Genomic DNA, 12314 nt, shown 5'->3' on the forward strand with positions numbered 1-12314 from the left:
GCCGGACCGCCGCGCCGAGGGCCCACCGCCCGCGAAAGGCCGCCCCACCCGGGCAGGGGCGCCCTTCTCGTCGTACGGCGGCGGGTTACGCGTCCCGGCGGTGCCGTCCGCCCGACGGCTCGCCGCCCTCGGTGGCCAGCGCGGCCTTCCGCTCCTTCTCGGCCTTCTCCTCCGCCTCCATCTCCGCGAACACGTCGATGGGCGCGGGCGCCTTCGCGAGGAAGACCCAGGTGAGCCAGACCGCCAGCAGGAACGGCGGGATCTTCAGGGTCACGAGCACCCAGCCGAGCTTGGTGGTGTCGGACCACCAGTACAGCGGGAAGAGGATCGCGCACTTGGCGAGCAGGATCAGGCCCCAGGCCCAACTGGCCTTCGCATAGGCCTTCTTGCGGCCGGGATTGCGGGTGCGCCAGGAGAGGTTCTCCTTGAAGACCGGGCCGAGGATCAGGCCGATCAGGGGCACCCCGGCGAGGGTCGTGACGATGTACGCCAGCGCCAGGCCCAGCGTGTAGAGCATGCCGGGGAGGTAGAAGTCCTTGGCGTTCCCGGTGAACATCGCGAAGAGGACACCGAAGGCCACGCCGAACACGCCGCTGAAGGCGTGCTTGACGGTGTCCTTCATCACGAGTCGCACCACGACCAGGACCAGGGACACGGCCAGCGCGGCGATCGCCGAGAGGTGCAGGTTCTTGTCGACCGTGAAGATCGCGACGAACAGCAGGCCCGGCACGACCGTCTCGACCATGCCACGGACTCCGCCGAACGCCTCGAACAGCGCTGCCTCGGTCACCGCACGGGCGTCGCCGGCCTGGTCCGCAGGAGTCTGGTCGGTGTCTTCGGTCGGCTTGTCGAGTGACGTCACCGGCTACTCCCGTCCGAGGGGTCGCAGTTCGTATTTCGGGTTGAAGAGCACCCGGCGGCCCCGGCTCAGCGAGACCCGGCCCGATGCGATCAGCCTGCGCCCCGGTTCTATGCCCACGATGGAACGCCTGCCCAGCCACACCACGTCCAGCGCGGCGGAGCCGTCGAACAGCTCGGCCTCCAGGGCCGGAACTCCGGCACGAGGACGCAGGGTGACCGTGCGCAAGGTACCAGTTACGGTGACGATCTGCCGGTCCTGGCAGTCACCGATCTTCGTGCACCCCGCCGTCTCGGCGTCCTCGCGCAGCTCCTCCGACTCCAGGTCCTCCTGCGACGAGGAGAGCCGGTCGAGCATGCGCCGGAACCGGCCGGCCGGCTTTTCGGAACGAGGAACAGCACTCATATCTGAAGCGTACCGGGGCACACCCACAGCGCCGTAGCGCAGCTCACTTCTCGAACCGGTAGCCCATGCCCGGTTCGGTGATGAAGTGTTCGGGATGCGACGGGTCCGTCTCCAGCTTCCTGCGCAGCTGGGCCATGTAGACGCGCAGGTAGTTGGTCTCCGTCCCGTACGACGGCCCCCACACCTCCTGGAGGAGCTGCTTCTGGCTGACCAGCCGGCCGGTGTTGCGGACCAGGACCTCCAGCAGGTGCCACTCGGTCGGGGTGAGCCGGACGTCCCTGCCGTCGCGGTTGACCTTCTTCGCGGTCAGGTCGACCGTGAAGCCGCCGGTCTCCACGGTCGTCACGTCGTCCTCGCCGGCGCCGACCGGCTCGGCCCGGCGCACGGCGGCGCGCAGCCGGGCCAGCAGCTCGTCCATGCCGAAGGGCTTGGTGACGTAGTCGTCCGCGCCCGCGTCCAGCGCCTCGACCTTCTCGTCGGAGGAGTGGCGGGCGGACAGCACCAGGATCGGCACCCGGGTCCAGCCGCGCAGGCCCCTGATCACCTCGACGCCGTCCATGTCGGGCAGACCCAGGTCGAGGACGACCACGTCGGGGTGGCGGGAGGCGGCCAGGCCGAGGGCGGTCCTGCCGTCGGGGGCCGCGTCGACCTCGTACTTGCGCGCCTTGAGGTTGATCACGAGGGCGCGCACGATCTGCGGCTCGTCGTCGACCACGAGCACCCGGGTCATAGGGTCTGCCTTTCTGGTTCTGCGATGCCCTCCCCGTGGGGGACGGACTCGGGGGACGATCCCGCCGCGCGGAGGCTGAGGACCATGGTGAGTCCGCCGCCGGGCGTGTCCTCGGCGTTCAGGGTGCCACCCATGGCCTCGGCGAAGCCCCGGGCGACCGCGAGGCCGAGCCCGACGCCGGCGCCGCGCGGCGCGTCGCCGTAGCGCTGGAAGGGTTCGAATATGCGGTCCTTGGCCTCGTCCGGCACGCCCGGCCCGCGGTCCACCACGCGCACCTCCACCCGGTCGGCGATGGCGCTCGCCGAGACCAGGACGCGCCGCCCGCGCGGACTGTACTTGACGGCGTTCTCCACCAGGTTGGCCACCGACCGCTCCAGCAGCCCGGGATCCACCTCGACCATCGGCAGCGTCTCGGGCACGTCCAGATCGACGCTGTCCTCGGGTACGCCGCCGAGGGCCATCGGCACCACCTCGTCGACGTCGATCTCGCGGATCAGCGGGGTGACGGTGCCGGTCTGCAGGCGGGACATGTCGAGGAGGTTGCCGACCAGGTGGTCGAGGCGGTCGGCGCCCTCCTCGATGCCCTCCAGCAGCTCGGCCCGGTCCTCCTCGGACCAGGCGACGTCGTCGGAGCGCAGCGAGGAGACCGCGGCCTTGATGGCGGCCAGCGGGGTGCGCAGGTCGTGGCTGACGGCGGCGAGCAGGGCGGTGCGGATGCGGTTGCCCTCGGCGAGCGCGCGGGCCTGGTCGGCCTCCTCCTGAAGGCGGCGGCGGTCGAGGACGACGGCGGCCTGGGCGCCGAAGGCGGCGAGCACCCGGCGGTCCTCGGCGGGCAGCACCCGGCCGGTCAGGGCGAGCGCCATGTGGTCGCCGACGGGCATGTCCACGTCGGCGTCCTCGGGCCGCTCCAGCGCGGGCCCGAAGCCGGCGCGGCCCGCGCAGGTCCACGGCTCGACGTCGCTCGCCCGCTCCAGCAGGGCGGCCGACTCCATGGCGAAGGTCTCGCGGACCCGCTCCAGCAGCTCCTCCAGGCTGGTCTCGCCGCGCAGCACGTTGCCGGCGAGGAAGGAGAGGATCTCCGACTCGGCCCGCAGCCGGGCCGCCTGGTGGGTGCGCCGGGCCGCGAGGTCCACCACGGAGGCCACCGACACGGCGACGCCGAAGAAGATCGCGATGGCCACGATGTTCTTCGGGTCGGCGATCGTCCATTTGTGCAGGGGCGGCGTGTAGTAGTAGTTCAGCAGCAGGGAGCCGAAGGCCACCGAGGCGAGGGCGGGCAGCAGGCCGCCGAGCAGCGCCGCCGCGACCGTGACCCCCAGGAACAGCAGCATGTCGTTGGCGAGCCCGATGTCGATGCTGTTCAGCAGCACCGCGAGCACCGCGGGGCCGCCCAGTCCGACGAGCCAGCCGGAGACGATCCGGGTCCGGCCGAGCCGCGCGCCCCGGGCCACGGGCAGTCCGCGGCCCTTGGCGACCTCCTCGTGGGTGACGATGTGCACGTCGAGGTCGGGCCCCGATTCGCGGGCGACGGTCGCGCCGACGCCGGGCCCGAAGACGTACTGCCATGCCTTGCGGCGCGAGGAGCCGAGCACGATCTGGGTGGCGTTGACGCCGCGCGCGAAGTCGAGCAGGGCGGCCGGGATGTCGTCGCCGACCACATGGTGGAAGGTGCCGCCGAGGTCCTCCACGAGGGTGCGCTGGACGGCCAGTTCCTTCGGGGAGGCCGCGGTCAGCCCGTCGCTGCGGGCTATGTAGACGGCGAGCACCTCGCCGCCTGCGCCCTTCTCGGCGAGCCGGGCGGCGCGGCGGATGAGGGTGCGGCCCTCGGGGCCGCCGGTCAGGCCGACCACGATCCGCTCGCGGGAGCCCCATATCTTCGAGACCCGGTGCTCGCTGCGGTACTGGTTCAGGTACTCGTCGACGCGGTCGGCCACCCACAGCAGCGCCAGCTCGCGCAGGGCGGTGAGGTTGCCGGGGCGGAAGTAGTTGGAGAGGGCCGCGTCGACCTTGTCGGGCTGGTAGATGTTGCCGTGGGCCATCCGGCGGCGCAGGGCCTGCGGCGACATGTCGACCAGCTCGATCTGGTCGGCCCGGCGGACCACCTCGTCGGGGACGGTCTCGCGCTGGCGCACCCCGGTGATGGACTCGACGACGTCGCCGAGTGACTCCAGGTGCTGGATGTTGACGGTCGAGACCACGTCGATCCCGGCGCCGAGCAGTTCCTCCACGTCCCGCCAGCGCTTGGCGTTGCGCGAGCCGGGGACATTGGTGTGGGCGAGTTCGTCCACCAGGGCGACGGCGGGCGCCCGGCGCAGCACGGCGTCGACGTCCATCTCGCCGAAAGTGGTGTCCCGGTACTCCAGCTGCCTGCGCGGCACCTGCTCCAGACCGTGCAGCATCACCTCGGTGCGCGGCCGGTCGTGGTGCTCGACGAAGGCCACGACGCAGTCCGTGCCCCGCTCGACCCTGCGGTGCGCCTCGGACAGCATGGCGTAGGTCTTGCCGACACCGGGTGCCGCGCCCAGGTAGATCCGAAGCTTGCCGCGTGCCATGGCTCCATTGTCTTCCGGTGACTGCCGCATACGCAGCGTCGACCTTACGGCCAATGATGCTGACAAAGCGGACAAGGGGCGGGTCAAGGGGGGTCTTTGACGCAACTCTGATGGTGCCGGGCGGCCGCCCGGCGACCCTCAGGCCCCGACGATCTCGCCGTCGCGCAGCTCCAGCACCCGGTCGGCCAGGTCCAGGAGGGTCGCGTCATGGGTGGCGACCAGCACGGCGGGGGGTCCCTCCGCCTCCGCGGGGTCCCCGGGGGCCTGCTCGCCGTGGACGACGGCCCGCAGCAGCTCCATGACGGCGTGCCCGGTCTCGGCGTCGAGCTGGCCGGTCGGCTCGTCGGCGATCAGCAGGGCCGGGCGGTTGGCGAGGGCGCGGGCGATGGCGACCCGTTGCTGCTGGCCGCCGGACAGCTCGCCGGGCCGCTGCGCCGCGTGGCCGGCGAGCCCGACCAGGGACAGCAGCAACTCGACGCGCTCCTCGCGCTCGCGCGGGTCGGCGCGGCGCAGCCGCAGCGGCACCCCGACGTTCTCGGCCGCGCTGAGGATCGGGATGAGCCCGAAGGACTGGAAGACGAACCCGATGCGGTCCCGGCGCAGCCGCAGCAGCTCGTTCTCGCCCAGCTCCCCGAGCGGCCGCCCGTCCACCTCGACCCGCCCCCGGTCGGACGTGTCGAGCCCGCCGACGATGTTCAGCAGGGTGGTCTTGCCCGAGCCCGAGCGCCCCTTGAGCGCGACCAGCTCGCCGCGGGGCACCTCGAGGGAGACCCCGCGCAGGGCGTGGACGGCCGCCGCGCCCCGCCCGTACGACTTGTGGACGTCGTCGACCCGGACCATGGTCCCGGTGACCACCTGCGCCATGTCGCCTCCCCCGTCGGCAGGGCGCCAGTATCACCGGGCGGGGCAGGGCCCCGGAAGGGGCGCGGGGAACTGCGCGACCGGCCACGACGGCCCCGCACCCGGCGACGGCAGGTCTCCCCGACGGTGCGAAGCCGCGAAAACGGGCCGCACCTTCCCGAGGCACGGCCCGTACATCCCTGCTGAACCCGGCGGATCGCCTAGCGGACTTCCGTGATCTCCGGTCCGCGCTGCAACTGGCCCATGCCGCCGGAGAAGCGCGAGGACTCCTCCTGCTGGACGCCCTCGGGGACCATCTGGGCGTCGTTCGGCAGCTTGAGGACGATCGGGTCGCGGGGCGCCATCGGGCCCTCGCCGCGGACCACGACCGTGTCGCGGAAGATCTGCTCCAGCAGACCGGCGGCCTGCGGCTGCACCGCGCCCTGGCCGGAGATCACACCGCGCAGGAACCAGCGCGGGCCGTCCACGCCGACGAACCGCACGACCTGGAAGCCGCCGGTGCCGTCCGGCAGCTGCACCGGCACCTGGGCGCGCAGCTCCCAGCCGAGCGGGCCCTCGACCTCGTCCACGATGCCGCCCTGCTGGGTGATGCCGGAGGCGATCTCCTCGCGGACCTCGCCCCAGATGCCCTCGCGCTTGGGCGCGGCGAAGGCCTGCAGCTGGACGGCGCTGTCGCGCAGCACGACGGTGGCGGCGACGATCGCGTCACCGGCGACCTCGACACGCAGCTCCATGCCGTCCACGCCCGGTACGAACAGACCGCCGAGGTCCACGCGGCCCTCGGCCGGGTCGCGCACCTCGTCGCTGTCCCACGGCCCCTCGGGCCGCGGCCCGGGCTCCAGCCGGACGCGCTCGCGCTCGGCCTCTTCCTCGTCCGCCTCGGTGTCGACGCTGTCGACGACCTGCTCGGCCTCGCCGGCCGCGTCCTCGGCGGCACCCTTCTTGTTGCGACGTCCGAACACGTCACTGTCCTTCCCGGTCGGATACGACCGAAGCGTATCGATTCCCACCCGTCGGACCGCCATCGGCGGCCCGACCGCTTGTGCCGCTCTCGTCGCCCACCGCGGCATGGCCACCGGTGGACCCGAAGCCCCCTTCGGCCCGCGCCGAGCCGGGAAGTTCCGCCACCTCCTGGAAGCGGACCCTCTCGACCTGCTGGACGACCAGTTGGGCAATCCGGTCGAAGCGCTCGAACCGCACGCACTCGCGCGGGTCGAGATTCACCACGATCACCTTGATCTCCCCACGGTACCCGGCATCGACCGTCCCCGGGGCATTCACCAGGGCGACACCGCAGCGGGCGGCGAGGCCGGAGCGAGGGTGCACGAAGGCCGCGTACCCCTCCGGGAGGGCGATCGACACTCCCGTGGGCAGTACGGCCCGCTCGCCCGGCCCCAGCTCGCACTCCTCGGTGGTGCGCAGATCGGCCCCGGCGTCCCCGGGGTGCTCGTAGGCCGGAAGCGGTACGTCCGGGTCGACGCGCCGGATCAGGACGTCCAGCTGGGCACGGCCGGCGGGGGTCACGGGTTCACCTCGAAGGCGCGGGCGCGCCGGATCCGGTCGGGGTCGCTCATGGCGGCCTGGATCTCCTCCTCGCGGCCGTGGTCGATGAAGTGGTCGACCTTGACCTCGACGAAGAGGGCGTCGGCGCGGACGGCGACGGGCCCGTCGGGGCCGCCGATGCGCCCGGTGGCGGTGGAGTAGATCTTCCGTCCGGCGACCGCGGTGACCTCGGCCTCCAGGTACAGCGTGGTGCCGACCGGCACGGGCCGTACGAAGTCCGTCTCCAGGCGGCCGGTCACGGCGATGGTCCGCAGCAGCCAGTTCAGCGAGCCCAGGGTCTCGTCGAGGGCGGTGGCCAGCACCCCGCCGTGGGCGAGTCCCGGGGCGCCCTGGTGGGCGCTCTGCACGGTGAACTCGGCGGTCAGAAAAACACCCTCGCCGGCCCGTGCCTCCAGGTGCAGTCCGTGCGACTGACCGGGGCCACATCCGAAACAGTGTTCGTAGTGGGCGCCGAGGAGTTCCCCGGGCGCGGGCGCGTCGGGGTGCCGTACCGGTTTCACCGCGTCGGCGGGAGGCTGAAGAGCTGCGGAACTACCACTCACAGGCGCAGACATTACCCGCCCGTCCGCCCCCACCACCGCCCTGCCCGGCGGCGCTTCGCACCGGCCGCCCCGACTCCGGCGGTATCCGGATCCCGTGCCAAGCTTGGCTGCATGCAGCTCTCCGCCAGCCCCTACGAAGAACGCCTCACCACCCCCCGCTCGTGGTGGCTGATCAGCTTCCTCGTGGGCGTCTCGTTCGCCCTGATCCTGCTCCCCTTCGGCACCCTGCCGCTGCTGGGCGGCCTGGTCGGCGGTACGGCCGCCGCGGCGGTGGTGGCCAGTGCGTACGGCTCGCTGCGCATCCGGATCGTGGGGGACTCGCTGATCGCGGGCGAGGCGAAGATCCCGGTGTCGGCGCTGGGCGAGACGGAGATCCTGGACGCGGAGGAGGCCCGCGCCTGGCGCACCTACAAGGCCGACACCCGCGCCTTCCTGCTGCTGCGCGCGTACATCCCCACCGCCCTGCGCGTGGAGGTCACCGACCCGGAGGACCCGACGCCGTACCTGTACCTGTCGACGCGGGAGCCGGAGAGGCTGGCGGCGGCCATCGAGGCGGCGCGCACGGCGAACGCCTGAGGGTTCTCCGCAGCCGCTGGGGCCCGGCTAGAGCTCGCCGGGGAGATCGCGCAGGTTCAGCGGCTCCGCCGGCTGTTCCAGCGGCGGCAGCTGCGTCAGCTCGTCCCACGGCACCTGGATCTTCCGCAGGTCGGTCCGGATGCGCGAGGCGAGTCTCTTCGTGTCCCGGCGGTTCATGACCGCCCCGACCGCGGCGCCCACCATGAACGGCATCAGGTTGGGCAGGTTCCGGACCGTCCGCTTCATGATCTGCTGGCGCAGTTCGCGCTTCATGCGGCCGCCGAGGGCCGTGTCGTACGTCGACGGCTTCATCACGTCGATGCCGCGCTCCCCCGACCAGGAGGACAGATACGCGGTGCTGCGGGTTCTGAGGTTGCCCGGCGGCCGTACGCCGTAGACCTCGTGCAGTTCGGCGATGAGCTTCAGCTCGACCGCGGCGACCCCGGTGATCTCCGCGGCCAGCTCGGTCGGCAGGGCCGGCGGCACCGGGAGCATCGCCGCGGCACCGATCCCGGCCCCGATCGTCGAGGTCCCGGCCGCCGCGCCCGCCACCAGCTTGTCGGCCAGTTCCTCGGGCCCGACACCCGGGAACTGCCTGCGCAGGGCCGCGAGGTCGCGTACGGGCACACGCGGGGCGATGTCGATGATGCGGTCCGCGAGGTAGGACAGCCCCGCGCGGGCGTGGCTGCCGCCCTTGCGGGCGCCTTCCCGGGCCATCTCCCGGGTCTTCTCACGGATCACCGCGGCCCGTCGACGGGCGACGGGCGCGGGCCACCGTGCCGGCTCCGGGTGGTCCGCCCGGCCGGCTGCCGGTTCGAGCGAGGCTCCCGCTTGCGGTGAGCCCCGCTCGTCGTCACGCGCGCCATGCGGGCCGTCGGACGGCCCTTCGTCCGCTCCCCGCCGGGGGAAGCGGCGCTTCCGGGGAGGGGTCGAGCCAGTCATGGCCGACCCGCCCTCAGTCGCAGTCGCGGCAGATCGGCTGACCGTTCTTCTCCCTGGCCAGCTGGCTGCGGTGGTGCACCAGGAAGCAGCTCATGCAGGTGAACTCGTCCTGCTGCTTGGGCAGCACCCGGACGGCCAGCTCCTCGTTCGAGAGGTCGGCGCCGGGCAGTTCGAGGCCTTCGGCGGCCTCGAACTCGTCGACGTCCACCGACGAGGTGGACTTGTCGTTCCGCCGGGCCTTCAGCTCCTCAAGGCTGTCGGAGTCGACGTCGTCGTCGGTCTTGCGTGGAGTGTCGTAGTCGGTTGCCATATCGCTCTCCCCCTCTGGGTGTTTGCGGTGTCTCCAGCGCACGTAACGCGTGAGAGGCCGGACTTGTGCCCGACCTGAGGCGGAGATTTTGCCTCACATCAAGGGCTGTTACTCAATCGACACCCAACCCGACCTCTCAAGAGTGATCGGCTTGGATGGCGGTGAGGACCGTACACGCTTCGAATGTCGCACCTCAAAGGCGCCTCACCGTGTACTTCCCGTGATCAAGAGCCCTGAAAACCCGGACTTTCCCGGCTTTCCGGCATCTGTCATGATCACGGAGAGTACATGGCTGGAAATCCGCCTATGTGATCGATCACACAGCGTGAAGCCCATTCGGCCCTCGAAAAATTCCGCGCAGAGCGAACAGCCTCCGCGAGTGTCGGTCCGGGATCACAACGGCAGGGTGACACGCATCACGAGACCGCCCCCCTCGCGGGGCTGCGCCACGATGTGGCCGCCGTGCGCGCGCGCCACGGACCGGACGATGGACAGGCCGAGACCGACCCCCTTGTCGCTGTTCGTACGCTCCGTACGGAGCCGTCTGAAGGGCTCGAAGAGGTTGTCGACCTCGTACGCCGGCACCACCGGCCCGGTGTTCGACACGGTGAGCACCGCCTGCCCGTGCTGGACCTCGGTATTCACCTCCACCCATCCGCCCCCGCCCTTCTGCGGAAGCCCTTCGCGCTGCGCCTCCTCATGGGGCACGTTGTAGCGCACCGCGTTCTGCACCAGGTTCAGCGCGATCCGCTCCAGCAGCACGCCGTTGCCCTGCACCACGGCCGGCTTGCGCTCACCGCGGATCTTCACGCCCTTCGCCTCGGCCTCGCCGTGCACCTGGTCGATGGCCTGGGTGGCCACTTCGGCCAGGTCGACCGGCTTGCGCTCGACGATCTGGTTGTCGCTGCGGGCGAGCAGCAGCAGGCCCTCGACGAGCTGCTCGCTGCGCTCGTTGGTGGCCAGCAGCGTCTTGCCGAGCTGCTGGAGCTCCAGGGGCGCGTTCGGATCGGACAGGTGCACTTCCAGGAGCGTGCGATTGATCGCGAGCGGGGTGCGCAGCTCGTGGGAGGCGTTGCCGACGAAGCGCTGCTGGGCGGTGAAGGCCCGCTGCAGCCGCTCCAGCATGTCGTCGAAGGTGTCCGCCAGCTCCTTGAGCTCGTCGTCCGGGCCGTCCAGCTCGATCCGGCGGGACAGGTCGGAACCGGCCACCGCGCGGGCGGTGCGGGTGATCCGGCCGAGCGGGGACAGCACGCGACCGGCCATCGCGTAGCCGAACGCGAAGGCGATCACGGCGAGGCCCAGCAGGGCCATCAGGGAGCGGCTGAGCAGGTTGTCCAGGGCCGCCTGGCGCTGGTGGTCGGCGCACCGGCTGATGGCGTCGTTGAACTCCGCCAGCGGCACCTGGTTGGTGATCGCGGGGCAGTTGTCGCTGGAGACCTTCAGGTCCTGGAAGCTGACGATCTTGAACAGCGGCGCGTTGCCGGTGGTGATGGCCTGCGCGGCGAGCAGGTAGATGATCGACAGCAGCAGGATGCCGGCGATCAGGAACATGCCGCCGTACAGCAGCGTGAGCCTTATGCGGATCGTCGGGCGCAGCCACGGGAAGGGGGGCTGCGGCCGCCTGGGGTCCCAGGTGGGTTTCGGTGGCGCCTGCGGCGGCGCGGGTGTCGCGGCCACGGCGATCAGATCCGGTAGCCCGAGCCGGGCACAGTGACGATGACGGGCGGCTCGCCCAGCTTGCGGCGCAGGGTCATGACCGTCACCCGGACCACGTTGGTGAACGGGTCGGTGTTCTCGTCCCAGGCCTTCTCCAGCAGCTGCTCGGCCGAGACGACCGCGCCCTCGCTGCGCATCAGCACCTCGAGGACCGCGAACTCCTTGGGCGCGAGCTGGACCTCCTTGCCGTCGCGGAAGACCTCGCGGCGGTTGGGGTCGAGCTTGATGCCGGCGCGCTCCAGGACCGGCGGCAGGGGGATGCTGGTCCGGCGGCCGAGGGCGCGCACGCGGGCGATCAGCTCGCTGAACGCGAAGGGCTTGGGCAGATAGTCGTCGGCGCCGATCTCCAGGCCCTCGACACGGTCGCTGACGTCTCCGGAGGCGGTGAGCATGAGCACGCGGGTGGGCATGCCCAGCTCGACGATCTTGCGGCAGACGTCGTCGCCGTGCACGAGCGGGAGGTCACGGTCGAGGACGACCACGTCGTAGTCGTTGACGCCGATGCGCTCCAGGGCGGCCGCACCGTCGTACACGACGTCGACGGCCATGGCCTCCCGGCGCAGTCCGGTGGCCACCGCATCGGCGAGCAGCTGCTCGTCCTCGACGACGAGTACGCGCACGTCGCTTGTCCTTCCTGTGTCCACCCGCGTAGTGCGCCGGGCGCGCATGCGGGCAGGGGTGTTCGTGGGGTGTGACCTCCATCCTGCCCTTTTCGGTCATAAGTCGGCTGTAAGGCGGGGTCCGGACCGCAGGGACCGTGGCCGCGGGAGGGGAATACGAGATTTTCTCCTCCGGTTGAGGTTTCCGGGCAGGGGAGCGGGGGGAGGACGGCTTTACACCCCGCGATCACGCTCTGCATGTGCCGCAGCACCATGCGGTACCTCACGATCCGCTTCGGCAGAGTGGACGCGGGTGTCCGGCACCGTCGCCGCCCGGCAGGGCGCTGCTGGGCACCTGCGAGAGCTGTGATCGTTCCTTTCCCATACGGCACACCCCCGTGCCACCCGACCCACGACCCAGGACGAGGGGGCGCAGCATGGACGCTTTCACCGCAGGACTTCTGCAGCGCATAAGGACGACCGAGTCCGACCTGTCGCGGGCTCGTGACGAGGGCGACGACTTCCTCGTCGAGGTGGAGCAGGCAGAGCTCGACGACCTGCGCCGCCTCGCCGCCGAACACGGTGTGGAGGTCGGCGCGTCACGCGTCTGATCGGACGGAAGCGCGAAGGGACCCCGGCGAATCCAGCGCCGGGGTCCC

General features: G+C 71.4%; 14 protein-coding genes. 2 read left to right on the forward strand and 12 right to left on the reverse strand.

The features are described from left to right. Positions 1-85: 85 nt before the first annotated feature. The 8 genes from ACWEN3_RS28590 to ACWEN3_RS28625 all read right to left on the reverse strand — a co-directional run bounded on the left by ACWEN3_RS28590 (position 86) and on the right by ACWEN3_RS28625 (position 7512). Positions 86-862: a DUF3159 domain-containing protein gene (locus ACWEN3_RS28590; protein WP_452976483.1), complete on the reverse strand. Its 777-nt coding sequence runs from the start codon at positions 860-862 to the stop codon at positions 86-88. 3 nt (positions 863-865) lie between these two features. Further along, positions 866-1264: an OB-fold nucleic acid binding domain-containing protein gene (locus ACWEN3_RS28595; RefSeq protein WP_413953969.1), complete on the reverse strand. Its 399-nt coding sequence runs from the start codon at positions 1262-1264 to the stop codon at positions 866-868. Positions 1265-1307: 43 nt separating this feature from the next. Beyond that, positions 1308-1994 carry a response regulator gene (locus ACWEN3_RS28600; RefSeq protein WP_452976485.1) on the reverse strand — a complete coding sequence of 229 codons (687 nt, stop codon included), beginning with the start codon at positions 1992-1994 and terminating at the stop codon, positions 1308-1310. Next, positions 1991-4546, reverse strand: a complete 2556-nt coding sequence (locus ACWEN3_RS28605) for an ATP-binding protein (RefSeq protein ID WP_452976487.1) — start codon at positions 4544-4546, stop codon at positions 1991-1993. The genes ACWEN3_RS28600 and ACWEN3_RS28605 overlap by 4 nt, the downstream gene beginning before the upstream one ends. Before the next feature lie 138 nt (positions 4547-4684). Then, a complete protein-coding gene (locus tag ACWEN3_RS28610; protein WP_452976489.1) occupies positions 4685-5410 on the reverse strand; it encodes an ABC transporter ATP-binding protein in 726 nt (241 codons plus the stop codon). Between the two features lie 197 nt (positions 5411-5607). Beyond that, a complete protein-coding gene (locus ACWEN3_RS28615) occupies positions 5608-6369 on the reverse strand; it encodes a DUF3710 domain-containing protein (RefSeq protein ID WP_452976491.1) in 762 nt (253 codons plus the stop codon). A gap of 1 nt (position 6370) precedes the next feature. After that, on the reverse strand, positions 6371-6931 hold the full coding sequence (gene dut / locus ACWEN3_RS28620; protein ID WP_452976493.1) for a dUTP diphosphatase: 561 nt from the start codon (positions 6929-6931) through the stop codon (positions 6371-6373). Continuing rightward, entirely contained in the window at positions 6928-7512 is a 585-nt protein-coding gene (locus ACWEN3_RS28625) for a PaaI family thioesterase (protein ID WP_452976495.1), read from the reverse strand. The genes dut and ACWEN3_RS28625 overlap by 4 nt, the downstream gene beginning before the upstream one ends. Positions 7513-7623: 111 nt before the next feature. Between ACWEN3_RS28625 and ACWEN3_RS28630 the strand changes: the two genes are divergently transcribed. Next, on the forward strand, positions 7624-8088 hold the full coding sequence (locus ACWEN3_RS28630) for a DUF3093 domain-containing protein (protein WP_452976497.1): 465 nt from the start codon (positions 7624-7626) through the stop codon (positions 8086-8088). Between the two features lie 27 nt (positions 8089-8115). On the opposite strand, the gene ACWEN3_RS28635 is transcribed toward ACWEN3_RS28630, so the two are convergent. The 4 genes from ACWEN3_RS28635 to ACWEN3_RS28650 form a co-directional block, all read right to left on the reverse strand. Continuing rightward, entirely contained in the window at positions 8116-9030 is a 915-nt protein-coding gene (locus ACWEN3_RS28635) for a hypothetical protein (protein ID WP_452976499.1), read from the reverse strand. A gap of 13 nt (positions 9031-9043) precedes the next feature. Then, a complete protein-coding gene (locus tag ACWEN3_RS28640) occupies positions 9044-9340 on the reverse strand; it encodes a DUF4193 domain-containing protein (RefSeq protein WP_003997302.1) in 297 nt (98 codons plus the stop codon). A gap of 393 nt (positions 9341-9733) precedes the next feature. Beyond that, positions 9734-11017 (reverse strand): sensor histidine kinase, encoded by a 1284-nt coding sequence (locus tag ACWEN3_RS28645; protein ID WP_452976501.1) that lies wholly within the window; start codon positions 11015-11017, stop codon positions 9734-9736. A gap of 5 nt (positions 11018-11022) precedes the next feature. Then, positions 11023-11676, reverse strand: coding sequence for a response regulator transcription factor (locus ACWEN3_RS28650; protein ID WP_355171385.1), 654 nt, complete (start codon positions 11674-11676; stop codon positions 11023-11025). A 416-nt stretch (positions 11677-12092) separates the two neighbouring features. On the opposite strand from ACWEN3_RS28650, the gene ACWEN3_RS28655 reads away from it, so the two are divergent. Next, complete coding sequence (locus ACWEN3_RS28655; RefSeq protein WP_167357479.1) at positions 12093-12266, forward strand: hypothetical protein; 174 nt, start codon at positions 12093-12095, stop codon at positions 12264-12266. Positions 12267-12314: the final 48 nt, after the last annotated feature.

The sequence above is a fragment of the Streptomyces sp. NPDC004561 genome (assembly GCF_053602155.1).

Coding starts and splice junctions, on each gene's coding strand:
- ACWEN3_RS28610 (WP_452976489.1), bottom strand. CDS start 5,410: ATGGCGCAGGTGGTCACCGGGACCATGGTCCGGGTCGACGACGTCCAC.
- ACWEN3_RS28655 (WP_167357479.1), top strand. CDS start 12,093: ATGGACGCTTTCACCGCAGGACTTCTGCAGCGCATAAGGACGACCGAG.
- ACWEN3_RS28595 (WP_413953969.1), bottom strand. CDS start 1,264: ATGAGTGCTGTTCCTCGTTCCGAAAAGCCGGCCGGCCGGTTCCGGCGC.
- ACWEN3_RS28600 (WP_452976485.1), bottom strand. CDS start 1,994: ATGACCCGGGTGCTCGTGGTCGACGACGAGCCGCAGATCGTGCGCGCC.
- ACWEN3_RS28635 (WP_452976499.1), bottom strand. CDS start 9,030: ATGACTGGCTCGACCCCTCCCCGGAAGCGCCGCTTCCCCCGGCGGGGA.
- ACWEN3_RS28630 (WP_452976497.1), top strand. CDS start 7,624: ATGCAGCTCTCCGCCAGCCCCTACGAAGAACGCCTCACCACCCCCCGC.
- ACWEN3_RS28640 (WP_003997302.1), bottom strand. CDS start 9,340: ATGGCAACCGACTACGACACTCCACGCAAGACCGACGACGACGTCGAC.
- ACWEN3_RS28605 (WP_452976487.1), bottom strand. CDS start 4,546: ATGGCACGCGGCAAGCTTCGGATCTACCTGGGCGCGGCACCCGGTGTC.